The organism is Duganella kummerowiae (assembly GCF_053572355.1).
In genome coordinates, this window is the sequence record NZ_JBKFEH010000009.1 from 89,743 (window position 1) to 112,874 (window position 23,132).

The window sequence follows — 23,132 nt, forward strand, 5'->3', positions numbered from 1 at the left end:
AGCCTCAGTCGCAGTGCTCGGCCGCGACGTGGCGGCCGGCGATGGTGGCGAAGTACACGTCTTCCAGGTCGCCGATGGCTTCCTCGAAGCCGTCGCCCGGATCGTCGTCGCTGTAGACGTGGATCAGGGTGCGGCCGGACAGCAGGCGCGAGGAAATCACGGCGTGGCGCTGCTGGAACATGGGCAGGTCGCGCTTGTCGATGAAGCGGGCCCAGATCTTGTCGCTCACTTCGTGTATCAGTTCGCGCGTATCGCCGCACAGCAGCAAGTGACCCTTGTTGATGATGGCCATGTTGGCGCACAGGTCTTCCACGTCGCTGACGATGTGGGTGGACAGTATCACGGTCTTGTCCTCGCCGATGTCGGACAGCAGGTTGTGGAAGCGCACCCGCTCCTGCGGGTCCAGGCCGGCCGTGGGTTCGTCGACGATGATCAGCCTGGGATCGCCCAGCAGCGCCTGGGCGATGCCGAAGCGCTGCCGCATGCCGCCCGAGAAGCCGCCCAGGCGCTGGTGGCGCACTTCGAACAGGTTGGTCTGCTGCAGCAGGCCGTCCACCACCTCGCGCCGGCGGGCCCGGTTGGACAAGCCTTTCAGCACCGCGAAGTGGTCCAGCAGCTCGTAGGCGGTCACCTTGGGATAGACGCCGAAGTCCTGCGGCAGGTAGCCCAGCAGGCGGCGTACTTCGTCTTTTTCATCCAGCACGTCCAGGTCGCCGAAGAATACCGAGCCGGCATCGCATTCCTGCAGGGTGGCCAGGGTGCGCATCAGCGTCGACTTCCCGGCGCCGTTGGGGCCGAGCAAGCCGAACATCCCGGTGGGGATGGTGAGCGAAATATTGTCCAAGGCGACGACGCCATTGCCGTAGGTCTTGGACAAGTTGCTGATGCGTAATTCCATGCCGACTCCTGAGTTTCTGCGGTGCCATACCCTTTTCACATGATGGCATTGTATTGAATTTGCGACACAGGTGGGGCGGCATTGCGATAGTCGGCGCAAAGGGTGGAGCAGAGTGCGCAAACCCGGGAGCAGTCCGGGGCGCTTGATATTGCTGCCGACGAGTGGCTTGCAGGGGCGTGATATAGTGCGCGGCAGGAGTTTCCATGAACGTAGCCATCCAGGAAAACATATTGGCGGTGACCCGCGCCGGCACCAGCCGCAAGGAGGCCACCGGTTTTTTCCGCGTGGCCCTGGGGCTGTATTACCTCTCCGGCCTGATGACCAAGGACAAGCTGGACTTCAAGCAGCTGGATCGCGAGTACAACCGCTTCATCTACCGCGCCATCGGGCGCGGCCACAGCATCACCAGCATCCTGCAATACATGAGCGGCGAGCAAGTAGTGGCCGTGGTCGATTCGCCGCGCTTCCTCAAGGCTTTCGGGGCACACTGCACCGAGGTGCCGGTCGAGAACATCCCCTTCCTGCTGGGGCTGAACCTGGGCGTGGCCAAGGATTTGTCCGGCATCGACGTGCGCGGCCCGGTGGCCGACTGGATAGAGCGGCAGCGGCAGTTGCGCGAGGAAGCGGACGCAAACTAAGCGCCCCGGCTTGAATGGCTGCTGTCTTATAATTGGGACCTTACCAACATTACCTGGTTGACTCCCATGGCGGCACATCACCATCACTCTCCCTTGGATCGTTTCATCACCGGCGCCGACCGGGCCCTGCGCGTGATCAGCGGCGTGGCCAGCGCGTCCCGTCCCAATCCCGGCCTGCACCAGCCGGACTGCGAGCTGAGCGAGGCCGAGCAGCGCCATGCGGCCGGGCTGATGCGCGTCAACCACGTGGGCGAAGTGTGCGCGCAGGCCCTGTACGACTCGCAAGGCCGCTTCGCCAAGACCGAGGAAATGTCGCGCCAGTTTGCACAGGCGGGCCGCGAGGAGGAAGACCACCTGGCCTGGACCGCGCAGCGCCTGGGCGAGCTGGGTTCGCACATCAGCGTGCTGAACCCGTTCTTCTACGCCGGCGCCTACGCGCTGGGCACGGTCGCGGCCGTGCTGGGCGACGCCCGCAGCCTGGGCTTTGTGGTGGAAACCGAGCGCCAGGTGGAGGCGCACCTGGCCGGCCACCTGGAAAAGCTGCCGCCGCAGGACGCCAAGTCGCGCGCCATCGTCGAGCAGATGCGGGTCGATGAAGTGGAGCACGGCGCCAAGGCCCAGGCCCTGGGCGCGGCCGAGGTGCCGATGCCGGTGCGGCTGGCGATGCAGGCCATGTCGAAAGTCATGACCAGCACCGCTTATTATGTCTGAGAGGCCTACGCCTCGATGATCTCGATCGAGTGCGTAATCTCGGCGGTCTTGGCCAGCATGATGGACGCCGAGCAGTATTTTTCGTGCGACAGCTTGACGGCGCGCTCGACCACGTTGGGTTTGAGGTTCTTGCCGGTCACCACGAAGTGGAAGTTGATCTTGGTGAACACCTTGGGATCGGTGTCGGCGCGCTCGGCCTTCAGCACGCATTCGCAGCCGGTCACTTCCTCGCGGCTGCGTTTCAGGATCAGCACCACGTCATAGGCGGTGCAGCCGCCGGTGCCCAGCAGCACCATTTCCATGGGACGGGGCGCCAGGTTGTTGCCGCCGCCTTCGGGGGCGCCATCCATGCTGACCATATGTCCGGAGCCGGTCTCGGCCCGGAAGCTCATGCCCGAGGGGCCGTTCCAGCTGACTTTGCATTCCATGCTGCTCTCCAAGAAGAAAATTTGCCCATATTGTAATGGACTGCCCCGAGCCACGCGCGGCTTGACCCGGATGCGCTATCCGGGCTATACTTGCAGGCTTTCCATTCGCTCAGGAAAGTAAATAAAAAGGCCGAGTCCGCTGAAACACGGGGCGGAACCACCATATGAGCGTTATTTCCCTATTTAGGAAGTCAAACATGAAAACTTTTTCCGCTAAGGCTCATGAAGTCCAGCGCGATTGGTTCGTGATTGACGCGACGGACAAAGTCCTCGGACGTGTTGCCAGCGAAGTGGCACTCCGACTGCGCGGCAAGCACAAACCCGAATTCACTCCGCACGTCGATACCGGCGATTTCATCGTCATTATCAACGCTGGCAAACTGCGCGTGACCGGCACCAAAGCCACCGAGAAGACCTACTACCGTCACTCGGGCTACCCGGGCGGCATCTATGAGACCAACTTCCTGAAAATGCAACAGCGTTTCCCGGGTCGTGCTCTGGAAAAAGCCGTCAAGGGCATGCTGCCGAAAGGCCCCCTGGGCTACGCCATGATCAAGAAGCTGAAGGTGTACGCTGAAGGTACCCACCCGCACGCCGCCCAGCAACCCAAAGCACTCGAAATCTAAGGAACTGACATGATCGGTAACTACAACTACGGCACCGGCCGTCGCAAGAGTGCAGTGGCTCGCGTGTTCATCAAAGTGGGCACTGGCCAAATCATCGTCAACGGCAAACCCGCGTCCGAGTACTTCTCGCGCGAGACCGGCCTGATGGTCATCCGTCAACCGCTGGAACTGACCGGCAACGTCGAGCGTTTCGACATCAAGGTCAACGTGCACGGCGGCGGCGAGTCCGGCCAGGCAGGTGCAGTGCGCCACGGCATCACCCGCGCCCTGATCGACTACGATGCAGGCCTGAAGGGCGATCTGGCCCGCGCCGGCTTCGTCACCCGCGACGCCCGCGAAGTCGAGCGTAAAAAAGTCGGCCTGCGCAAAGCACGCCGCGCCAAGCAGTTCTCCAAGCGTTAATTTCACGCTTACACCGGTGGATGGCCAGTCCGTCCACCCGTGCAAAAGCCGCCATGCCCTGTGCCTGGCGGCTTTTTGTTTTGTAGAGGGCTGTCATACGCCGGTTGCACATGACTGATAAAATGATCCTCCCGCAGCAGATTTTTTATTACTTTTTTCTCAAGGAAAGAACATGATCAAAGTTGGCATCGTCGGCGGCACTGGCTACACTGGAGTGGAATTGCTGCGACTGTTGGCAGTGCATCCCAACGTCCAGCTGACGGCCATCACCTCGCGCAAGGAAGACGGCTTGCCGGTGGCTGACATGTTCCCCTCGCTGCGCGGACGCGTGGACCTGGCGTTTTCGTCGCCGGACAAGGCCGACCTGAGCCAGTGCGACGTGGTGTTCTTCGCCACCCCGCACGGCGTGGCCATGGCCCAGGCGCCCGAGCTGCTGGCCAAGGGCGTCAAGGTGATCGACCTGGCGGCCGACTTCCGCATCAAGGATGCGGGCGTGTTCGAGCAGTGGTACAAGATCCCTCACACCTGCCAGGACCTGCTGGCCGAGGCCGCCTATGGCCTGGTCGAGCTGAACCGCGAAGCCATCAAGGGCGCGCGCCTGGTGGCCAATCCGGGCTGCTACCCGACCACCATGCAGCTGGGCTACTATCCGCTGCTGAAAGCCGGCCTGGTCGACGCCGGTTCGCTGATCGCCGACTGCAAGTCGGGCGTGTCGGGCGCCGGCCGCAAGGCGGAAATCGGCACCCTGTTCTCGGAAGCCAGCGACAACTTCAAGGCCTACGGCGTGAGCGGCCACCGCCATACCCCGGAAACCTCGGCCCAGCTGCAGAAATTCACCGACCAGCCGGTACGCCTGATCTTCACCCCGCACCTGGTGCCCATGATACGCGGCATGCACTCGACCCTGTATGCGCGCCTGACCAGGGATGTCAGCAATGAGGAATTGCAAGCCTTGTTCGAGGCACAGTACAAGGACGAGGCTTTCGTCGACGTGATGCCGTTCGGCTCGCATCCGGAAACCCGCTCCACCCGTGGCGCCAACGCGCTGCGCCTGGCCCTGCACCGCCACGGCGACACCGTGATCGTGCTGGTGGTGCAGGACAACCTGGTCAAGGGCGCGTCCGGCCAGGCCGTGCAGTGCATGAATCTGATGTTCGGCCTGGACGAAGGCGCCGGCCTGAACCAGGTTGCATTGCTGCCGTAAAACAACATCCGGCCGCATTTGACGGCGGCCGGAGCATGAAATCCGGGCAGGGTCTATAATTGATCTTAATCAGATTATCCCGTAGGAGCTAGAAATGAATGCAGTCGCCGAAGCAGAAGTGATCCCGTCGCCCATCGTGTTTACCGATAGCGCCGCCGAGAAAGTTGCGCAGCTGATCGAGGAAGAAGGCAACCCGGACCTGAAACTGCGCGTCTTCGTGCAGGGCGGCGGCTGCTCGGGCTTCCAGTACGGTTTCACCTTTGATGAAATCGTCAACGAGGACGACACCACCATGGTCAAGAACGGTGTCCAGCTGCTGGTCGATTCGATGAGCTACCAATACCTGGTCGGCGCCGAGATCGACTACAAGGACGACCTGGAAGGCGCCCAGTTCGTGATCAAGAATCCCAACGCCACCTCGACCTGCGGCTGCGGTTCCTCGTTCTCGGCCTGATCCGCTTCACCTCGAAAAAGGCGCAACCACGGTTGCGCTTTTTTTATTTCCGCTGGCACCTGCCGCAGGGCTAGCGTCCCGGGCTGCGTTTGCGCAGGGCCTTGGCCTGGTACATGGCCTGGTCGGCCTGCTCCAGCAGGGCCGCCATATCAGTGGCGGATTCCGGGAACATGGCGGCGCCGATGCTGGCGGCCGCCTGCAGCTCCATACCCTGGATGAGATAGGGCCGGGCCATGATCGTGGCCAGCTTGTCGACGACGGCGGCGGTGTCGTCCGGACTGGAATCGGCAAGCACGACGGCGAACTCATCCCCTCCCAGGCGGGCAGCCATGTCGGATTTTCTCAACTGCTCGGACAGGCGGCGGCTGGCGGCCACCAGCAGCTCGTCACCCACCGCGTGGCCGTGCGTGTCGTTGATGGTCTTGAAGTGGTCGAGGTCCAGGTAGAGCACTGCCAGCTGGGCCGCATTGCGCCCTGCCAGGGCCAGCTGGCGCTCCAGGTAGTCGCAAAACATGGCGCGGTTCGCCAGGCCGGTCAGTACGTCATGGGTGGCGTCGTGCCTGGCCTGCTGCAGCATGGCCGAGGCCCGGTGCAGCGCCCGGCCCACCGCATCGGCCTCGCGCAGCCCGTAGGCTGCCGCTGCGACCGGCTGGCCAGTCCCCAGCGCCAGCGCGGGGGTAATCAGCCCATAAATCGCGTGGCGCAGGCGGGAGCCGACCTTCCAGGCGATCAGCAAGCCACTGCCCAGCAGCAGCGCGGTGGCCAGCACCAGGAATCCCAGCTTGCGGCTGGCCTCGGCGTTGAGCTGCGCCACCGGTATGCCGATCGCCACTGTCCATTCCGACCCGTCGGCCCGGGCCAGCACCGCCAGGATGGGCCGGCCATCCGGCGTGCTGGTCTCAAAGGCGCCGTCGTAGCGCTCCCGCAAGCGCTGCAGCACGTCGGGACTGGCCTTGGTGCCCCGGTAGCGTTCGGCCTCGTGCGAGCGCGCCACTACCCGCCCGGACCGGTCGAGAATGCTCGTGACCCAGTGCGCTGGGTAATTCTGCCGGGATATGATGGTTTGAAATCGCTCGGCGGCCATGGTGGCGGTGAGTACGCATCTGCGGGCCGGCCCCAGGCTGGCGGGTATGCCGACCGACACCAGCTGGCGTTGTGACAGCGAACCACGGAACAGGCTGGAAATGACGGTGGCGTCGGTATCGAGCACGCGTTTCAAGGCGCTATCCCCAGGGTTGGCCGGCAGCGCCATACCGTAGGGACGGAAGGTGTTCAGCAATTGCTGCCCAGCCGCGTCTTCCAGGACGATGTTGAAGATGTTTTGGCGCGCCATCAGCCTGCGCGCCTGGACGTCGATCGCCTGGACGTTGGCCTGGGCAAAGTTGGACGAGGTCGACAACGCCACCAGCGCCGCCTCGACCACCGCGAATTCGCGGTCTATCTCCATCGCGTTGGCGCGCGCCGTCGCCATCGCGCTGTCCATGAAATTTTGCCGGCCCAGCTGGTAGTCATACGAGATCAGCAGCACTGCCAATAGCGATGCAGGACAAATACAGGCCAGGACCAGGATGACCAGACGCGAACGGATGCTGGGGGACGGAGACGGTTTCATCTGCGGCTGGGCATGCGCGGTACGGGCGCAGGCGAAGTTTTGTTGTTGCTATTTTACAATGAAACCCGAATGCCGCTGCCTGGCTGCTTGTGGTTCAGCGCGGATACAAGGACCCGAGGATGCGTTCGCCGCTGGCGCCCGTCACGCTGGCCAGGTTGCCGGCCAGGCGTTCGCTGAAGCGGTAGCCCAGCCAGGCGAAGGCCAGGGCTTCCACCCGGTTGGGCGCCACTCCCAGGGCTTGCGTCGATTCGACGCTCATCCTGCCGTCCAGGGCCTGGTACAGCGCGCGCAGCAGCGTGCCGTTGTAGGCGCCGCCGCCGCATACATACACCGCGTCCGCCGCCGCGCCATGGGCCTGGATGCCGCGCGCCAGCGTCACCGCCGTCAGTTCGGCCAGCGTGGCTTGCACGTCGGCCGGCGCTGCGTCGGGGAAGGCCGCCAGGTGGGCGTCCAGCCAGTCCATATGGAACAGGTCGCGCCCGGTGCTCTTGGGCGCGGGCAGTGCGAAATAGGGCTCGCCCAGCAGGCGCGCCAGCAGTGCCGGCATCACCTTGCCGCTGGCGGCCCAGGCGCCGTCCGCGTCGTATTCCTTGCCCTGGTGGCGCGCGATCCAGCCATCCATCAGCACATTGCCGGGACCGGTGTCGAAACCCGTCACGCGCCCGTCCGCCAGTACGCTGATGTTGGCAATGCCGCCGATATTGGCCACCACCCGGGTGCCGCCCGCCAGCCCGAACAGCGCCTGGTGGAAGGCCGGCACCAGCGGCGCGCCCTGGCCGCCGGCGGCGATGTCGCGGCTGCGGAAGTCGGCAATCACGGCTATGCCGCACAGCTCGGCCAGCAGGGCGGGATTATTGGTCTGGCGCGTGTAGCCCAGCTCGGGCCGGTGCCGTATGGTCTGGCCGTGCACCGCCACGGCCGTCACCGCCGAGGGCGCCAGGCCGGCCTCGTCCAGCAGCGCCGTCACGCAATCCGCGTAGCGCCGCGCCAGGCCGTTGGCGGCCAGCGCCTCGCGTTCGATTTCGTTGGCGCCAGGGGATTGCAGGGTCAGCAGTTCGGTGCGCAGATGCGCGTCAAATGGCCGGTAGGCGGCGCCCAGGGTGCGCACAGCGCCGCCATTGCCGAACTCGGCCAGCACGCCATCCACGCCGTCCAGGCTGGTGCCCGACATCAGTCCTATGAACAAAGCCATGTTGCCCTCCCCGCACACAAAACCCCATTGTGCACGATATGCGGGCTGGCGCACAGAAGCCTGGCGGGCCCAGGCGCATCATGGTTTCGCAGGCAAAAAAACAGGCCGACGGGGCGGCCTGTTTTGTACCACGTCTGCCGCACCAGGCGGCGTTGTCGAGTTATTTAGCCGCCACGCGGGTGTTGCCGGAACCGGCCGGCTGCAGCAGCGCTATACGGTGCGTCATATCTGCGGCGAAGACACGGAAACGGGCCATTTCGGCCGGCGTCAGCGGCGCCTGGGCCACCACGTTCATCTTGTTCGGATCCTTGGCTTCGCCGCCCACACGGAACTCGTAGTGCAGGTGCGCGCCGGTCGACCAGCCGGTGGTGCCCACGTAGCCGATCACGTCGCCCTGGGCGACCTTGGTGCCCTTCTTGATGCCGGGCGCGAAGCGGCTCATGTGCGCGTAGGCCGTGGAGTAGTTGTTCCAGTGCTTGATGGTGACGAAGTTGCCATAGCCGTTCTGGGTGCCGGCGAAATCGATCACGCCATCGCCGGCGGCGCGGATCGGGGTGCCGGTGGGAGCGGGGAAGTCTATGCCTTTGTGCTGCTTCCACTGGCCGGAGACGGGGTGCACGCGCATCGCGAAACCGGACGAGATACGCGAGAATTCCACCGGCGACTTGAGGAAGGCCTTTTTCAGCGCCTTGCCGTCGAAGCTGTAGTAGCCGCCGCCCTGGCGGCTTTGCGGATCCTCAAACCATACCGATTGATACGTGGTGCCGCGGTTGGTGAACTCGCCGGCCAGCACGCGGCCGGCACGCACGAATTCGCCATCCTGGTAGAAGGCTTCGTACACCACGTAGAAGCGGTCGCCGCGCTTGATATCGCCACGGAAGTCGATGTTGGTCGAGAACATCTCGATCAGCTGCTTGACCACGGAATCGGGCAGCTTGGCGCCATCGTTGCTGGCGTCGGTGGCCGAATACAGGCTGGAGGCGATGGTACGGGCGTGCATCTCGACCCGGCGTTCCAGCTGCACCGGCGCTTCGGCCGCCACGAAGGCGTCGCCCTTGCGGGTCACGGTGATGTTCTTGACCGGAATGTCCTTGCCGTCCACCACGGTGGCGCGCAGCCACTGCAGATTGCCTTCCTCGTCCGTTTGCGCCTGCACCCGTTTGCCGGTCTTGAGCTGCATGATGCCTTTGGCAACCTTGTCCTTCTTGATGAAGGTTTCGGCCGCCTCGTCTTCCACGCCCAGGCGTGTCAGCAGCGTGGCCAGCGTGTCGCCGGCGCGGATTTTTTCTTCATGGACGTAATGGGCGTCGGCCTGTTGCTGGTCGAGCGCGCTGAGCTGGGGGGCGATGTTGGGCAGGGCGACGTCTTCCTGAACCGACTTGACCGGCAGGTCGGAGGCGTCGGGCGCGAGAGGCGCTACACCGGCGGCACCGAACGCGCACACTGCCAGAAACAGTGCGGACGCGCTCATGATGCGCGCCTTGCGGGTCGAACCTAGCATGCTGAACCAGCGTGTGCTGGTGATTTTGTGTATAGGGCTCATGCAATCAGTTAAAATTTGCCGCTCGTTTTATTTCAGGAACGTTTTATTCTTATCTATTGTTGTTTCGGTTCTTTTCGTACGGCAAGATTGATGGGATCGGGGATTATAACAAACTCCTGAAGCCGACTACCATTTTCAGCAAAATCTCTCATACATCATATGGATACCACCAACACCACGCCTGCGAAGGCCGCCGCCGTCCTTCCTTTGTCAGATGCAGTCCAGGGGGCGCTCGCCATCACCAAGCGCGGCGTGGACGAGCTGCTGATCGAGAGTGAATTCGCCCAGAAGCTGGCCCGCTCGGAACAGAGCGGCACGCCGCTGCGCATCAAGCTGGGCCTGGACCCGACCGCGCCCGACCTGCACCTGGGCCACACCGTGGTCCTGAACAAGATGCGACAGCTGCAGAACCTGGGCCACCAGGTGATCTTCCTGATCGGCGACTTCACCTCCATGATCGGCGATCCGTCCGGCCGCAACGCCACCCGTCCGCCGCTGACCCGCGAGCAGGTCGAACAGAACGCCATGACCTACTTCAAGCAGGCCTCGCTGGTGCTCGATCCCGCCAGGACCGAAATCCGCTACAACTCCGAGTGGTGCGATCCGCTGGGCGCGCGCGGCATGATACAGCTGGCCTCGCGCTACACCGTGGCGCGCATGATGGAGCGCGACGACTTCACCAAACGCTACAAGTCTGGGACCCCGATCGCGGTCCATGAGTTCCTGTACCCGCTGATGCAGGGCTACGATTCGGTGGCGCTCAAGTCCGACCTGGAGCTGGGCGGCACCGACCAGAAGTTCAACCTGCTGGTGGGCCGCGAGCTGCAGAAGGATTATGGCCAGGAGCCGCAGTGCATCCTGACCATGCCGCTGCTGGAAGGCCTGGACGGTGTCGAAAAGATGTCCAAGTCCAAGAACAACTACATCGGCATCACCGAGCCGGCCAACACCATGTTCGCGAAGATCATGAGTATTTCGGACGTGATGATGTGGCGTTACTACGAGTTGCTGTCGTTCCGCTCCCTGGACGAGATCGCCGCGCTGAAGGCCGCGGTGGACGGCGGCGCCAACCCGCGCGACGCCAAGGTCGCCATCGCCCAGGAAATCGTGGCGCGCTTCCACAGCCAGCAGGCGGCCGAGGATGCGCTGGCCGATTTCGTCAACCGCTCCAAGGGCGGCATCCCGGACGACATTCCGGAAGTCACCCTGGCCGGGGCCCCGGTCGGCATCGCCCAGCTGCTCAAGCAGGCCGGCCTGTGCCCGTCCACCTCGGAAGCCATGCGCAAGATCGAGCAGGGCGGCGTGCGCCTGGACGGCGCCGTCCTCAGCGACAAGGGCCTGAAGATCGAGGCCGGCACCTTCGTGCTGCAAGTGGGCAAGCGCAGCTTCTCGCGTGTGACCCTGACGGCATGATAGGGCTGCTGCAGCGGGTCAGCGCGGCCAGCGTGGTGGTCGATGGCGAGCAGATAGGCGCCATCGCTGCCGGCTTGCTGGTGCTGGTCTGCGCCGAGAAGGGCGACACCGAGAAGGAAGCCGACGCACTGCTCACCAAGCTGCTGGGCTACCGCGTGTTTTCCGACGCGGCCGGCAAGATGAACCTGAGCGTGGCCGACGTCCAGGGCGGCCTGCTGCTGGTGCCGCAGTTCACGCTGGCGGCCGACACCCGCTCCGGCACCCGGCCCTCGTTCACCCCGGCCGCGGCGCCGGCCGATGGATTGCGATTATTTCAGCACTTTGTGGAGCGGGCGCGGGTCCAACATCCACAGGTTGCCACCGGCCGCTTCGGCGCCGACATGAAAGTCAGCCTGACCAATGACGGTCCCGTGACCTTCTGGCTGCGGACCACGCCCAAACCGGCTTGATGGAGGACGCATGAAACTGTGGAGCCTGTCCCTGCGCGGCGGCGGCGCTATATCCGAGGCGCTGGCCTTTGCCGCCGCCGACCCGGTGCACCATGTGCGCTGGGCCGGCAACCGCAATCCGCACCTGGCCTGGAGCGAGGTGCCGGCCGGGACCGAATCGCTGGCGCTGTTCTGCCTGGACGGCGATGCCCCGCTGGACGCCAGCGACGCCAACCAGCCCGGACGCGCACTGGCGCCCGGCCTGCCGCGCGGCGACTTCCATCACTGGAGCCTGCTCGACATCCCGCCCAGCGTCGGCGCGGTAGGCGAGGGTGCGGCCTCGGACGGCGTCACGCCGCGGGGCAAGCCGGGCCCGCTGACCGCCTTGCCCGTTCCCGCCGGCGACGGCGCCGGCGTGACGCTGCGCCACGGCCTGAACGACTACACCGCCTGGTTCGCCAACGATCCCGCCATGGCGGGCGACTACTACGGCTACGACGGCCCGTGTCCGCCGTGGAACGATCTGCGCTTGCACCATTACATCTTCCGCATCTATGCCCTGGACGTGGCGCGGCTGGTGCTGCCGGCCCGCTTCAGCGGCGCCCAGGCCATGGCCGCCCTGCAGGGCCACATCATCGACGAAGCCCAACTGATCGCCACCTACACGCTGAACCCGGCCCTGGCCGGCTCCTGATTGCATGAATGACACCAAGATACTGCTGATCCGCCACGGCGAGACGGCCTGGAACGCCGTGCGCCGTTTGCAGGGCCATATCGATATCGCGCTCAACGAGGAAGGCGTGCGCCAGGCGCAGACCCTGGGCCGCGCCCTGGCCGCCGCGCCGCTCGATGCCATCGTCTCCAGCGACCTGGGACGGGCCGCGCAAACGGCCCAGGCCGTGGCGGCCCACCATGCCCTGCCGCTGCATACCGACGCCGGCCTGCGCGAGCGCTGCTACGGCGCCTTCGAAGGCTTGCTGTACAGCGAGATCGCGCTGCGCTATCCGCACGACTACGCCCTGTGGCAGGCGCGCGATGTGGACGCCGTGATGCCGCCCGGCGAGCGCGTGGCCGAGAGCTTCCGCCAATTCTACGAACGGAGCATGGCCGCCATCGCGGCCTGGGCCGGGCGACATCCGGGCCGCACCATCGCCATCGTGGCCCACGGCGGGGTGCTGGAATGCGCCTACCGCGCCGCCACCGGCATGGCCCTGAACAGCCCGCGCGACTTCCAGGTCAAGAACGCCAGCATCAACCGGTTCCGCTGGTCCGGCGGCCGGCTGGTGCTGGGCAGCTGGGGCGAGACGGCCCACCTGAGCCTCGATGCGCAAGACGATATGATTTAAACATCCAATAACTTTTAGGCTGCACATTTGCCCTTATCATAAAAAATAGTGCTTATTAATTGAGCAGCCATCGGTTAAAATAGCGGGTTCCTCCCTCTGCCACACAGGTCATGACAGTGCAAATCGGTCCTCACATTCTGCGTAACAACGTGTTTGTCGCCCCCATGGCGGGTGTGACGGACCGGCCGTTCCGCCAGCTGTGCAAGCAGCTGGGCGCCGGCTACGCGGTGTCCGAGATGGCCGCGTCCAACCCGCGCCTGTGGGCTACGGAAAAGAGTAGCCGCCGCACCGACCACACTGGCGAAATGGAGCCCAAGGCGGTGCAGATCGCCGGCGCCGACCCGCAGGACCTGGCCGATTGCGCCCGCTTCAACGTCGAACGCGGCGCCCAGATCATCGACATCAACATGGGCTGCCCGGTCAAGAAGGTGTGCAACAGCTGGTGTGGTTCGGCCCTGCTGCAGGACGAGCCGCTGGTGAAACAGATCGTGGAAGCGGTGGTCAAGGCGGTGGACGTGCCGGTCACCCTGAAATTCCGCACCGGCTGGGACCGCCTTAACAAGAATGCCCTCACCATCGCCAGGATTGCCGAGGACGCCGGCATCGCCATGCTGACCCTGCATGGACGCACCCGCGCCGACGGGTACAAGGGCGATGCCGAATATGACACCATCGCGGCGGTCAAGCGCTCGGTTTCCATCCCGGTGGTGGCCAATGGCGACATCACGTCGCCGGAAAAAGCCCGCTACGTGCTCGACCATACGGGCGCGGACGCGGTCATGGTCGGACGCGCGGCCCAGGGCCGGCCCTGGATCTTCCGCGAGATCGACCACTACCTGCGCACCGGCACCCACCTGCCGGCGCCGCTGGTGAGCGAGGTGCGCGCCCTGATGGACGAGCACCTGCGCGCCCACTACGCCTTCTACGGCGACTACCTGGGCGTGCGCACCGCCCGCAAGCACATCGGCTGGTACGTGCGCGACCTGGAAGGCGGCGAAGCATTCCGCCAGCGGATGAACCTGCTGTTAAGCACGGAAGAACAATTAATTGCCGTAGACCAATTTTTTGAATCACAATGGAGGCTGGGCGAACGGTTACAATACCGCCTCCCGGAATTCCAGCAGGCTGCCTGACGACAGCGTAGAGAGCTGAACCAGACATACATCAAGGGAAACGCTCCCGGGTCACAAGCCCGGCGCAAGCGTCCAGCATCAACAGATTTTTAGCCGAACGATAACAATATGAGCAAAGAAAGCATCCAGGAAGTCGTCCAGAAGAGCCTGGAAGACTACTTCAACGACCTGGGCGAACAGCCCGCCTCCAACATTTACGACATGGTCGTGCTGACCGTGGAAAAACCCATCCTCGAAGTCGTCATGACGCGCGCCGACGGCAACCAGTCGCACGCCGCGCAAATGCTGGGCATCAACCGCAACACCCTGCGCAAGAAGCTGCAGGAACACGGCCTGCTGTAAGCACGCCCGCCGCCGGCATCCATGGCCGTGGGCGGCCGGTGGATGGCCGGGCCACAGAATCCCACCACCAACTTCAGCCATAGCCATGATTAAACAAGCTCTCATCTCCGTATCCGACAAGACCGGCGTGCTCGATTTCGCGCGCGCGCTGGCCGCCATGGGCGTCAACATCCTGTCCACCGGCGGCACCGCCAAGCTGCTGGCGGATAACGGCGTGGCCGTCACCGAGGTGGCGGACTACACCGGCTTTCCGGAGATGCTGGACGGCCGCGTAAAAACGCTGCACCCGAAAGTCCACGGCGGCATCCTGGCGCGCCGCGACTTCCCCGAGCACATGGCCAAGCTGGAAGAGCATGGCATTCCCACCATCGACCTGGTGGTGGTCAACCTGTACCCGTTCCAGGGCACCGTGGCCAAGCCCGACTGCACCCTGGACGACGCCATCGAGAACATCGACATCGGCGGCCCGGCCATGCTGCGCTCGTCGGCCAAGAACCACAAGGACGTGGTGGTGATCTGCGATCCGGCCGACTACGGCGTGGTGCTGGCCGAGATGAAGACCACCGACAACACCCCCGGCTTCGTCAGCTATGAAACCCGCTTCCGCCTGGCGACCAAGGTGTACGCCCACACCGCCCAGTACGACGGCGCCATCGCCAACTACCTGACCAGCCTGGGCCCGGACCGCGAGCACGCCACCCGCGGCGCCTATCCCAGGAACCTGAACGTGGCCTTCGAGAAAGTGCAGGACATGCGCTACGGCGAGAACCCGCACCAGAGCGCCGCCTTCTACCGCGACGTGGCCGTGACCGCCGGCGCGCTGGCCAACTACAAGCAGCTGCAGGGCAAGGAACTGTCGTTCAACAACATCGCCGACGCCGACGCGGCCTGGGAATGCGTCAAGAGCATGGGCGGCTTCGACCAGAGCGCGGCCTGCGTGATCGTCAAGCACGCCAACCCGTGCGGCGTGGCGCTGGGCGCCGACGCGGCCGACGCCTACAAGCGCGCGCTGCAGACCGATCCGACCTCGGCCTTCGGCGGCATCATCGCCTTCAACGTGGAAGTGGACGCGGCCGCCGCCACCGAGCTGGCCAAGCTGTTCGTGGAAGTGCTGATCGCGCCGTCGTTCTCGGCTGAAGCGAAGCAGATCCTGTCGGCCAAGCAGAACGTTCGCTTGCTGGAAATCCCCCTGGGGAATGGTGTAAACGGCATGGACTTCAAGCGCGTGGGCGGCGGCCTGCTGGTGCAGTCGGCCGACAGCAAGAACGTGCTGCTGTCCGACCTGAAAGTGGTGACCAAGCTGCAGCCCACCCAGCAGCAGCTGCAGGACCTGATGTTTGCCTGGCGCGTGGCCAAGTACGTGAAGTCGAACGCCATCGTCTTCTGCGGTAATAACATGACCCTGGGCGTGGGCGCCGGCCAGATGAGCCGCATCGACTCGGCCCGCATCGCTTCCATCAAGGCCCAGAATGCCGGCCTGTCGCTGGCCGGTTCGGTGGTGGCGTCGGACGCCTTCTTCCCGTTCCGCGACGGCCTGGACGTGGTGGTGGATGCCGGTGCGACCTGCGTGATCCAACCGGGCGGCTCGATGCGCGACCAGGAAGTCATCGATGCGGCCGATGAGCGCGGCGTGGTGATGCTGTACACCGGCACCCGTCACTTCCGCCACTAAGAGTCCGTTTCAAAAAGACCGTGGCGTCGTTGCGGCCCCTCGCCGTGCATGCGCACTGTCTTCGGGGCCGCGCCTAGCCACGCTCATTTTGAAACGCCCTCCAAGCGGCCGCTGAAAAGCGGCTGCAGCGTCGTTGCAGCGCCTCGCCGTGCATGCGCACTGTCTTCGGCGACCCGGCCTTGGCCTGCGCCTAGCTGCAGCCGCTTTGCAGCAACCGCCCTGGAAGTGCGGCGGCAAGGGCCTGCGCGGCGCTTGCCGCCGCTTTCTTTAGTGCATACAATCGCCCAATGATCATACTCGGCATCGACCCCGGCTTGCGCACCACCGGCTTTGGCGTCATCCACAAGCAGGGCGCCAAGCTGCGCTACATCGCCTCCGGCACCATCAAGAGCGGCGAGGGCGATTTGCCGATGCGGCTGAAAGTCATCCTGGACGGCGTGGCGGAAATCGCCAGCACCTACCAGCCCGACTGCGCCGCCATCGAACAAGTCTACGTCAACGTCAATCCCCAATCGACCCTGCTGCTGGGCCAGGCCCGCGGCGCGGCCATTTGCGCGCTGGTGTCGGCCGAGCTGCGCGTGGCCGAGTATTCGCCGACCCAGATCAAGCAGGCCGTGGTCGGCACCGGGCGCGCCGTCAAGGCCCAGGTGCAGGACATGGTGTCGCGCCTGCTGCTGCTGCCCGGCCTGCCAGGCAGCGACGCCGCCGACGCGCTGGGCGTGGCGATCTGCCATGCGCACAGCAGCGATACCATCGCCCTGATCGGCAAGGCCGCGCCGGCCCTGGCCGGACTGCGCATGCGCCGCGGCCGCCTGGTAGGCTAGGAGCTTGTTTAAAAATGGCCATGGCGTCGTTGCAGCTCCTCGCCGTGCAGGCGCACTGTCTTCGTCGCCGCGCCTAGCCCTGGCCACTTTTAAACAACCTCCTTATAAAAGGTAATTTATGATCGGACGCCTCTCCGGCATCCTGCTGGAAAAAAATCCGCCGCAACTGCTGGTGGACGTGGGCGGCGTCGGCTATGAAGTCGACGTCTCCATGAGCACCTTCTACAACCTGCCCCACGTGGGCGAGCGTGTGGTGCTGTTCACGCACCAGGCCATCCGCGAGGATGCGCACCTGCTGTACGGCTTCGGCAATGCCGAGGAACGCGCCGTGTTCCGCCAGCTGATCAAGATCACCGGCGTGGGCGCGCGCACCGCGCTGTCGATTTTGTCCGGCATGTCGATCGCCGACCTGTCGCAGGCGGTCACGCTGCAGGAGACCGGCCGCCTGGTCAAGGTGCCCGGCATCGGCAAGAAAACCGCCGAGCGTTTGCTGCTGGAACTGAAGGGCAAGCTGGGTGCGGACATCGGCGCCGGCGGCGCCCACGCCGCGCCCGATACGCAGTCCGACATCCTCAACGCCCTGCTGGCGCTGGGCTACTCCGACAAGGAAGCCCTGCTGGCGCTGAAGACCGTCCCTGCCGGCGCCAGCGTCTCGGACGGCATCAAGCAGGCCCTGAAGGCCCTCTCCAAAGGCTGAACGGTGCCAGCGCAAGGTCGTGGCCTGGCGTAGACTATACTGCGTGAGGCTTCCACCTGATTACATAGACCACCTGCATGAGCATCCAGACCGACAGCTTCACCGAACAGCGCATCGTCGACGCCGCCCCTTCTTCGCCCAACGAGGAGGCGATCGAGCGCGCCTTGCGGCCCAAGCAGCTCGATGAATATGTCGGCCAGGCCAAGATCCGCGACCAGCTGGAAATCTTCATCAAGGCCGCGCGCGGCCGCAAGGAAGCGCTCGACCATACGCTGCTGTTCGGCCCGCCGGGCCTGGGCAAGACCACGCTGGCCAACATCATCGCCCGCGAAATGGGCGTCAACCTGCGCCAGACTTCCGGCCCGGTGCTGGAACGCCCCGGCGACCTGGCGGCGCTCTTGACCAACCTGGAAGCCAACGACGTCCTGTTCATCGACGAAATCCACCGCCTCTCGCCCGTGGTCGAGGAAATCCTGTACCCGGCGCTGGAAGACTACCAGATCGACATCATGATAGGCGAGGGGCCCGCCGCCCGTTCCGTCAAGCTGGACCTGCAGCCCTTCACCCTGGTGGGCGCCACCACCCGCGCCGGCATGCTGACCAATCCGCTGCGCGACCGCTTCGGCATCGTGGCGCGCCTGGAGTTCTACACCACCGCCGAGCTGACCAAGATCGTGACCCGCAGCGCCGCCCTGCTCAAGGCCAATATCGACGAGGAGGGCGCGATCGAGATCGCGCGCCGCGCGCGCGGCACGCCCCGTATCGCCAACCGTTTGCTGCGCCGCGTGCGCGACTACGCGGAAGTGAAGGGCAATGGCGACATCACCAAGGCCACCGCCGACGCCGCCCTGGTGATGCTGGACGTGGATACCGTGGGCTTCGATGTCATGGACCGCAAGCTGCTGGAAGCGGTGCTGTTCAAATTCGGTGGCGGCCCGGTCGGCATCGGCAACCTGGCGGCCGCCATCGGCGAGGCCGCCGATACCATCGAAGACGTGCTGGAACCCTATCTGATCCAGCAAGGCTATCTGCAGCGCACCCCGCGCGGCCGCGTCGCCACCCCGGCCGCCTACCAGCACTTCGGCGCCACGCCGCCGCGCACCAACCCCAACGGCGAACTGTGGGACAACCTCTGAGAGGGCGTTTCAAAATGACCGTGGCGAGGCGCAGGCCAAGGCCGGGGCGAGGAAGACAGTGCGCCTGCAGGCAAGGAGCTGCAACGACGCCATGGACATTTTGAAAGGACCTCCGATGCAGATCTGGGTCGATGCCGACGCCTGTCCGGCCGTCGTCAAGGAAATCCTGTACCGCGTGGCCGACCGGCTGCAGCTGCAAGTCACGCTGGTGGCCAACCAGCTGCTGCGGGTGCCGCCCTCGCGCTACATCCGTGCGCTGCAGGTGCCGTCCGGCGCCGACGTGGCCGACCAGGAGATCGTACGCCATCTCAGCGCAGGCGACCTGGTGGTCACTGCCGACATTCCGCTGGCCGCAGATGTGCTCGAGCACGGCGGCTACGCCCTCAACCCGCGCGGCGAGTTCTACACCGAACACAATATCGCGCAGATGCTGACCATGCGCGCCTTCATGGACCAGCTGCGCGGCAGCGGCGTCGACACTGGCGGACCGGCCGCCTACAGCCATTCCGACCGCCAGCAGTTCGCCAACAGCCTGGACCGTCACCTGGCCAAGATCATGGGCGCACGCGGCAGATAATCTGTTAGCGCTAACCGCGTTGTTGTATCTACCCATCATCCCAATCACGGCAGTTCCGCCCGCAAGTTCCCTCTGAAACCCGTGCTTTGCGCGGGCTGAACCGTGCTGCGTTGCAGCATCGATAATTCTTTACAAATTATCACAGTGATCTAGACTAGCCTAAATGTTAGCGCTAACTTGATTTTGAAAGGCAGCATGGAAAACACCTCCAACGCCATCCGCTGGGTCGTCATGGGCGTCAGCGGCTGCGGCAAAAGCACTGTCGGCCGGGCGCTGGCCGACACCCTGGGCGTGCCCTTCATCGAGGGCGACCAGTATCACCCGGCCGCCAACGTGGCCAAGATGTCGGCCGGGATGCCGCTCAACGACGACGACCGCGCCGAATGGCTGCTGGCGCTGCAGGCCGAAATCGCCAGGGCGCGCGCGCAGGGCACGGGGCTGGTCGTGTCGTGCTCGGCGCTCAAGCGGCGCTACCGCGACCTGCTGCGCCAGGGCGATCCGGCGCTGCGCTTCGCCCACCCGGCTGGCGAACGCGCGCTGATCGAGGAACGCATGCGGGCCCGCGTCGGCCACTACATGCCGCCGTCGCTGCTGGACAGCCAGCTGCGCGACCTGGAGCCGCTGCAGGACGACGAGGCGGGTATCAAACTGGATTTGTCGCAGCCGCCCTACCAGCTGGTGGCGCGCATCGTGGCGGAGGAGAGGAATCAGCAGCAATGAGTTAAATCGGCACCAAGGGCATTGAGAACACACCATAAAAAACGGAGACAAACATGCGTAACCCAACCCGCAGGACCCTGATCAACCTCGCCGTCGCCAGTGCGTGCGGCTTTATGGCGCTGGCCGCCCACGCCCAGCAGGCTGCCGGCAGTGCCGAAGCGCAGCCGGGCGGACAGCAAGCCGCCGCTGCGCCGCCGCTGGCAGGCGCCGAGCCTGCCGCCCAGGACGCCCAGGCCGGGGCCCAAGCGTCCCAGGCCAGCGCCGGCGCCGTCCCAACCGGCGCCGACACCGCCGCACCGGAAGCCACGCCCTCCACCCAGGTCGTTACCGTGTCAGGCTCGCGCATCGCGGCGCGCGGCTTCACCCAGCCCACGCCCACCACCTCGCTGGGCGCGGCCGACCTGGAAAAAGCCGCCCAGCCCAACCTGTTCAACACCATCGCCGAATTGCCGGCCCTGCAGGGCAGCACCGGCCGTACCACCAGCACCAACAGCACCAGCAGCGGCATCCAGGGCCTGAGCTCCTTCAGCCTGCGCGGCCTGGGGCCGATACGCACCCTGACCCTGCTCGACGGCCAGCGCGTGGTGGGCGCCAACGTCACCGGCGTGACCGACGTCAGCCAGTTCCCGCAGCTGCTGGTCAAGCGGGTCGACGTGGTCACTGGCGGCGCCTCGGCCTCCTACGGATCGGACGCCATCGGCGGCGTGGTCAACTTCGTCACCGACAAAAAATTCGAAGGCTTCAAGACCAACCTGGAAGGCGGTCAAACCACCTACCACGACGACAAGAACGCCACCCTGCAAGCCGCCTGGGGCAAGGCCTTCCTGGACGACAAGCTGCACGTGGTGGCCAGCGGCGAGTACGGCCGCGAGAAGGGCGTGGAGTCACCCGGCTTCGGCGAGGTCGGCCCCAATGGCCGCACCTGGTACAAGAACCCGGCCTTCCAGGTGCGGCCGCTCAGCGCCACCACCGACGGCAAGCCGCAATACACCTTCATCGAGCACGCGCAGCAGTACCAGTATTCCAAGTACGGCCTGATCACCAGCGGCCCGCTGCAGGGCACGGCCTTTGGCGATGGCGGGGTGCCGTACAAATTCAACTACGGCTCCAACGGCGTGCCGACCGGCACCGGCGCCGTGACCGGCTGCGTCAACCCGTTCTGCGTGGGCGGCGACTTGAGCGGCAGCGTGGGCGCCGGCACCAACCTGGCCATGGACCTGACGCGCCAGGTCGGCTACACCCGCATCGCCTACGATCTCTCGCCCGACCACGAGATCTATTTCACCGCCAACTACGGTCGCGTGAAATCGGCCTTCTCGCCCAACCCGGGCGCGGCCAAGAACGCCAACCTGACCATACAGTGCGATAACCCGTTCCTGCCGGCGTCCATCGTGGCGGCCTGCGCGGCCAACAACATCACCAGCTTCCAGTACGGCACCGCCAACGCCATTTTCCCCGAGAATATCAACGTCCACCCGACCCGCACCCAGCACCGCTACGTGATCGGCGCCGACGGCAAGTTCAACGCCTTCGGCAAGGAATGGTCGTATGACGCCTACGCCGAACATGGCAGCAACCGCACCGACATCATGGTGCACGACATCACGCTGACCTCGCGCTACAACGCCGCCATCGACGCCGTGCGCGCCGCCGACGGCAGCATCGTGTGCCGCAGCGCCGTGGCGCGCGCGTCCGGCTGCGTCCCGCTCAACATCATCGGCAACAACGTGCCCAGCGCCGCCGCCATGGCCTACATCGAGCCGGAAAACGGCCCGCAGCAGCACACCCGCCAGAAGCAGCAGGTGGCCAGCTTCAACATCAATGGCGAGACCTTCTCGACCTGGGCCGGCCCGGTGGCGCTGGCCACCGGCGCCGAGTGGCGCAAGGAGGAATACACCGTGCGCGGCGACCCGTACGGCAACGGCGTCTCGGCCGACAGCCCGAACAGCGCCGCCTATCCGGCCGATCCGCTGCTCAATTCCACGGTGGGCAACAACTGGTACGCCGGTAACTACCACAACGGCCAGGGTTCCTACAGCGTGCGCGAAGCCTATGTGGAGCTGAACCTGCCGGTGCTCAAATCCGCCACCTGGGGTGAGGCCAACCTCAACCTGGCCGACCGCCGCACCAGGTACAGCACCTCCGGCAGCGTGGAAAGCTGGAAGCTGGGCGCTACCTGGAAGACCGGCATCGACGGCCTGCGCCTGCGCGCCGTCACCTCCAAGGACGTGCGCGCGCCCAACCTGAGCGAACTGTACGCGGCGCCGGTGGTGGTCAACAACGTGGTCAATTACCAGGGCAACACGGTCACGGTGCAGCAACGCACGGTGGGCAACACCAACCTGCGTCCCGAGCTGGCGCGCAACACGGTGCTGGGCGTGGTGCTGACCCAGCCCGCCTGGGCGCCCGGCTTCAGCGCTTCGGTCGACTACTTCGACATCAAGGTCAACGACGTGATTTCCTCCCTGTCGATCCAGCAGGAAGTGGACCTGTGCGTGGCCGGGAACAAGGAGATCTGCTCGGCCATGGTGCTCAACAGCCCGGTGGCCACCAACAACTACGTGACCCTGCAGGCGTTCAACCTGGCGTCGCTGCGCAACAAGGGCTTCGACATCGAAGGCTCCTACCGCACCGCGCTCAAGGGCCTGAACCTGCCCGGCCACCTGACCTTCCGCGTGCTGGCCACCCGCACCTTGAGCTTCCTGACCAATTCCGGCGTGGTCGGCACCATCCCGTCGGAAGGCGCCGGCGCCAACCTGGGCGGCACGCCGAAGTGGAAGCTGCTGGCCTCGCAGTCGTGGGAGAACGACAAGGTCAGCCTGACCCTGTCCGAACGCTGGATCAGCGACGGCGTGTACAGCAACGAGTACATCGAGTGCCAGACCAGCTGCCCGGTGTCGACCATCATCCACCCGACCATCTACAACAACCAGATGAAGGGCGCGACCTACTTCGACCTGGGCGGCACCTGGAAGGCATCCAGGCAGCTGACGGCCTACTTCAAGATCGACAACCTGACCAACACCGATCCGGTGGCGGCGCCCCAGACCAACGCCAGCTTCGGCATCAACCCGACGCTGTACGATGTGCTGGGCCGCGTCTACCGCGCCGGCGTGCGCTACACCTTCTGAGGACG

Annotated in this window: 24 protein-coding genes; 19 read left to right on the forward strand and 5 right to left on the reverse strand. The window is 65.1% G+C overall.

Translation table 11 applies throughout. The features are described from left to right. Window positions 1–4 precede the first annotated feature (4 nt). Window positions 5–898, reverse strand: coding sequence for an ABC transporter ATP-binding protein (locus ACLB1G_RS11540; protein ID WP_491627353.1), 894 nt, complete (start codon window positions 896–898; stop codon window positions 5–7). A 203-nt stretch (window positions 899–1,101) separates the two neighbouring features. On the opposite strand from ACLB1G_RS11540, the gene ACLB1G_RS11545 reads away from it, so the two are divergent. Together ACLB1G_RS11545 and coq7 are read left to right on the forward strand one after the other, a co-directional pair. Next, entirely contained in the window at window positions 1,102–1,536 is a 435-nt protein-coding gene (locus tag ACLB1G_RS11545; RefSeq protein ID WP_491627354.1) for a hypothetical protein, read from the forward strand. A gap of 66 nt (window positions 1,537–1,602) precedes the next feature. Continuing rightward, window positions 1,603–2,247 carry a 2-polyprenyl-3-methyl-6-methoxy-1,4-benzoquinone monooxygenase gene (gene coq7 / locus ACLB1G_RS11550; RefSeq protein WP_491627355.1) on the forward strand — a complete coding sequence of 215 codons (645 nt, stop codon included), beginning with the start codon at window positions 1,603–1,605 and terminating at the stop codon, window positions 2,245–2,247. 5 nt (window positions 2,248–2,252) lie between these two features. Here the strand turns inward: coq7 and ACLB1G_RS11555 are convergent, their stop codons facing one another. Then, window positions 2,253–2,675, reverse strand: coding sequence for an OsmC family protein (locus ACLB1G_RS11555; protein WP_491627356.1), 423 nt, complete (start codon window positions 2,673–2,675; stop codon window positions 2,253–2,255). A gap of 197 nt (window positions 2,676–2,872) precedes the next feature. Here ACLB1G_RS11555 and rplM point away from each other — a divergent pair, with 197 nt between their 5' ends. The 4 genes from rplM (at window position 2,873) to erpA (ending at window position 5,361) form a co-directional block, all read left to right on the forward strand. After that, entirely contained in the window at window positions 2,873–3,301 is a 429-nt protein-coding gene (gene rplM / locus ACLB1G_RS11560; RefSeq protein ID WP_491627357.1) for a 50S ribosomal protein L13, read from the forward strand. A 9-nt stretch (window positions 3,302–3,310) separates the two neighbouring features. Beyond that, entirely contained in the window at window positions 3,311–3,703 is a 393-nt protein-coding gene (rpsI, locus tag ACLB1G_RS11565; RefSeq protein WP_107140763.1) for a 30S ribosomal protein S9, read from the forward strand. A gap of 172 nt (window positions 3,704–3,875) precedes the next feature. After that, window positions 3,876–4,907 carry an N-acetyl-gamma-glutamyl-phosphate reductase gene (gene argC, locus ACLB1G_RS11570; RefSeq protein ID WP_491627358.1) on the forward strand — a complete coding sequence of 344 codons (1,032 nt, stop codon included), beginning with the start codon at window positions 3,876–3,878 and terminating at the stop codon, window positions 4,905–4,907. Window positions 4,908–5,001: 94 nt separating this feature from the next. Then, window positions 5,002–5,361: an iron-sulfur cluster insertion protein ErpA gene (erpA, locus tag ACLB1G_RS11575; protein WP_491627359.1), complete on the forward strand. Its 360-nt coding sequence runs from the start codon at window positions 5,002–5,004 to the stop codon at window positions 5,359–5,361. A 70-nt stretch (window positions 5,362–5,431) separates the two neighbouring features. On the opposite strand, the gene ACLB1G_RS11580 is transcribed toward erpA, so the two are convergent. The 3 genes from ACLB1G_RS11580 to ACLB1G_RS11590 form a co-directional block, all read right to left on the reverse strand. Then, complete coding sequence (locus ACLB1G_RS11580) at window positions 5,432–6,889, reverse strand: diguanylate cyclase domain-containing protein (protein ID WP_491627754.1); 1,458 nt, start codon at window positions 6,887–6,889, stop codon at window positions 5,432–5,434. Window positions 6,890–7,067: 178 nt separating this feature from the next. Beyond that, window positions 7,068–8,165, reverse strand: coding sequence for an anhydro-N-acetylmuramic acid kinase (locus ACLB1G_RS11585; RefSeq protein ID WP_491627360.1), 1,098 nt, complete (start codon window positions 8,163–8,165; stop codon window positions 7,068–7,070). A gap of 160 nt (window positions 8,166–8,325) precedes the next feature. Next, window positions 8,326–9,708 carry a M23 family metallopeptidase gene (locus tag ACLB1G_RS11590; protein WP_491627361.1) on the reverse strand — a complete coding sequence of 461 codons (1,383 nt, stop codon included), beginning with the start codon at window positions 9,706–9,708 and terminating at the stop codon, window positions 8,326–8,328. Between the two features lie 159 nt (window positions 9,709–9,867). On the opposite strand from ACLB1G_RS11590, the gene tyrS reads away from it, so the two are divergent. The 13 genes from tyrS to ACLB1G_RS11655 all read left to right on the forward strand — a co-directional run bounded on the left by tyrS (window position 9,868) and on the right by ACLB1G_RS11655 (window position 23,127). Next, a complete protein-coding gene (gene tyrS, locus ACLB1G_RS11595; protein WP_491627362.1) occupies window positions 9,868–11,121 on the forward strand; it encodes a tyrosine--tRNA ligase in 1,254 nt (417 codons plus the stop codon). Next, the gene (dtd, locus tag ACLB1G_RS11600) at window positions 11,118–11,570 is read left to right on the forward strand and encodes a D-aminoacyl-tRNA deacylase (protein WP_491627363.1); all 453 of its coding nucleotides are present in this window, start codon (window positions 11,118–11,120) and stop codon (window positions 11,568–11,570) included. Before tyrS ends, dtd begins: the two co-directional genes overlap by 4 nt. Before the next feature lie 10 nt (window positions 11,571–11,580). Then, on the forward strand, window positions 11,581–12,243 hold the full coding sequence (locus ACLB1G_RS11605; RefSeq protein ID WP_491627364.1) for a YbhB/YbcL family Raf kinase inhibitor-like protein: 663 nt from the start codon (window positions 11,581–11,583) through the stop codon (window positions 12,241–12,243). Between the two features lie 4 nt (window positions 12,244–12,247). Next, window positions 12,248–12,895, forward strand: a complete 648-nt coding sequence (locus ACLB1G_RS11610; RefSeq protein WP_491627365.1) for a histidine phosphatase family protein — start codon at window positions 12,248–12,250, stop codon at window positions 12,893–12,895. A gap of 116 nt (window positions 12,896–13,011) precedes the next feature. After that, on the forward strand, window positions 13,012–14,028 hold the full coding sequence (dusB, locus tag ACLB1G_RS11615; protein WP_491627755.1) for a tRNA dihydrouridine synthase DusB: 1,017 nt from the start codon (window positions 13,012–13,014) through the stop codon (window positions 14,026–14,028). 108 nt (window positions 14,029–14,136) lie between these two features. Next, window positions 14,137–14,370 carry a helix-turn-helix domain-containing protein gene (locus ACLB1G_RS11620; protein WP_231767953.1) on the forward strand — a complete coding sequence of 78 codons (234 nt, stop codon included), beginning with the start codon at window positions 14,137–14,139 and terminating at the stop codon, window positions 14,368–14,370. 85 nt (window positions 14,371–14,455) lie between these two features. Beyond that, the gene (gene purH, locus ACLB1G_RS11625; RefSeq protein WP_491627366.1) at window positions 14,456–16,042 is read left to right on the forward strand and encodes a bifunctional phosphoribosylaminoimidazolecarboxamide formyltransferase/IMP cyclohydrolase; all 1,587 of its coding nucleotides are present in this window, start codon (window positions 14,456–14,458) and stop codon (window positions 16,040–16,042) included. 287 nt (window positions 16,043–16,329) lie between these two features. Next, entirely contained in the window at window positions 16,330–16,866 is a 537-nt protein-coding gene (ruvC, locus tag ACLB1G_RS11630; RefSeq protein WP_491627367.1) for a crossover junction endodeoxyribonuclease RuvC, read from the forward strand. Window positions 16,867–16,984: 118 nt separating this feature from the next. Further along, window positions 16,985–17,563 (forward strand): Holliday junction branch migration protein RuvA, encoded by a 579-nt coding sequence (gene ruvA, locus ACLB1G_RS11635; protein ID WP_491627368.1) that lies wholly within the window; start codon window positions 16,985–16,987, stop codon window positions 17,561–17,563. A 77-nt stretch (window positions 17,564–17,640) separates the two neighbouring features. Continuing rightward, complete coding sequence (gene ruvB, locus ACLB1G_RS11640) at window positions 17,641–18,699, forward strand: Holliday junction branch migration DNA helicase RuvB (protein ID WP_491627369.1); 1,059 nt, start codon at window positions 17,641–17,643, stop codon at window positions 18,697–18,699. A gap of 115 nt (window positions 18,700–18,814) precedes the next feature. Continuing rightward, window positions 18,815–19,276, forward strand: a complete 462-nt coding sequence (locus ACLB1G_RS11645) for a YaiI/YqxD family protein (RefSeq protein ID WP_491627756.1) — start codon at window positions 18,815–18,817, stop codon at window positions 19,274–19,276. A 195-nt stretch (window positions 19,277–19,471) separates the two neighbouring features. Further along, entirely contained in the window at window positions 19,472–19,996 is a 525-nt protein-coding gene (locus ACLB1G_RS11650) for a gluconokinase (RefSeq protein ID WP_491627370.1), read from the forward strand. A gap of 53 nt (window positions 19,997–20,049) precedes the next feature. Beyond that, entirely contained in the window at window positions 20,050–23,127 is a 3,078-nt protein-coding gene (locus ACLB1G_RS11655) for a TonB-dependent receptor plug domain-containing protein (RefSeq protein ID WP_491627371.1), read from the forward strand. Window positions 23,128–23,132 lie beyond the last annotated feature (5 nt).

Coding starts and splice junctions, on each gene's coding strand:
- ACLB1G_RS11540 (WP_491627353.1), bottom strand. CDS start 898: ATGGAATTACGCATCAGCAACTTGTCCAAGACCTACGGCAATGGCGTC.
- ACLB1G_RS11545 (WP_491627354.1), top strand. CDS start 1,102: ATGAACGTAGCCATCCAGGAAAACATATTGGCGGTGACCCGCGCCGGC.
- coq7 (WP_491627355.1), top strand. CDS start 1,603: ATGGCGGCACATCACCATCACTCTCCCTTGGATCGTTTCATCACCGGC.
- ACLB1G_RS11555 (WP_491627356.1), bottom strand. CDS start 2,675: ATGGAATGCAAAGTCAGCTGGAACGGCCCCTCGGGCATGAGCTTCCGG.
- rplM (WP_491627357.1), top strand. CDS start 2,873: ATGAAAACTTTTTCCGCTAAGGCTCATGAAGTCCAGCGCGATTGGTTC.
- rpsI (WP_107140763.1), top strand. CDS start 3,311: ATGATCGGTAACTACAACTACGGCACCGGCCGTCGCAAGAGTGCAGTG.
- argC (WP_491627358.1), top strand. CDS start 3,876: ATGATCAAAGTTGGCATCGTCGGCGGCACTGGCTACACTGGAGTGGAA.
- erpA (WP_491627359.1), top strand. CDS start 5,002: ATGAATGCAGTCGCCGAAGCAGAAGTGATCCCGTCGCCCATCGTGTTT.
- ACLB1G_RS11585 (WP_491627360.1), bottom strand. CDS start 8,165: ATGGCTTTGTTCATAGGACTGATGTCGGGCACCAGCCTGGACGGCGTG.
- ACLB1G_RS11590 (WP_491627361.1), bottom strand. CDS start 9,708: ATGAGCCCTATACACAAAATCACCAGCACACGCTGGTTCAGCATGCTA.
- tyrS (WP_491627362.1), top strand. CDS start 9,868: ATGGATACCACCAACACCACGCCTGCGAAGGCCGCCGCCGTCCTTCCT.
- dtd (WP_491627363.1), top strand. CDS start 11,118: ATGATAGGGCTGCTGCAGCGGGTCAGCGCGGCCAGCGTGGTGGTCGAT.
- ACLB1G_RS11605 (WP_491627364.1), top strand. CDS start 11,581: ATGAAACTGTGGAGCCTGTCCCTGCGCGGCGGCGGCGCTATATCCGAG.
- ACLB1G_RS11610 (WP_491627365.1), top strand. CDS start 12,248: ATGAATGACACCAAGATACTGCTGATCCGCCACGGCGAGACGGCCTGG.
- ACLB1G_RS11620 (WP_231767953.1), top strand. CDS start 14,137: ATGAGCAAAGAAAGCATCCAGGAAGTCGTCCAGAAGAGCCTGGAAGAC.
- purH (WP_491627366.1), top strand. CDS start 14,456: ATGATTAAACAAGCTCTCATCTCCGTATCCGACAAGACCGGCGTGCTC.
- ruvC (WP_491627367.1), top strand. CDS start 16,330: ATGATCATACTCGGCATCGACCCCGGCTTGCGCACCACCGGCTTTGGC.
- ruvA (WP_491627368.1), top strand. CDS start 16,985: ATGATCGGACGCCTCTCCGGCATCCTGCTGGAAAAAAATCCGCCGCAA.
- ruvB (WP_491627369.1), top strand. CDS start 17,641: ATGAGCATCCAGACCGACAGCTTCACCGAACAGCGCATCGTCGACGCC.
- ACLB1G_RS11645 (WP_491627756.1), top strand. CDS start 18,815: ATGCAGATCTGGGTCGATGCCGACGCCTGTCCGGCCGTCGTCAAGGAA.
- ACLB1G_RS11650 (WP_491627370.1), top strand. CDS start 19,472: ATGGAAAACACCTCCAACGCCATCCGCTGGGTCGTCATGGGCGTCAGC.
- ACLB1G_RS11655 (WP_491627371.1), top strand. CDS start 20,050: ATGCGTAACCCAACCCGCAGGACCCTGATCAACCTCGCCGTCGCCAGT.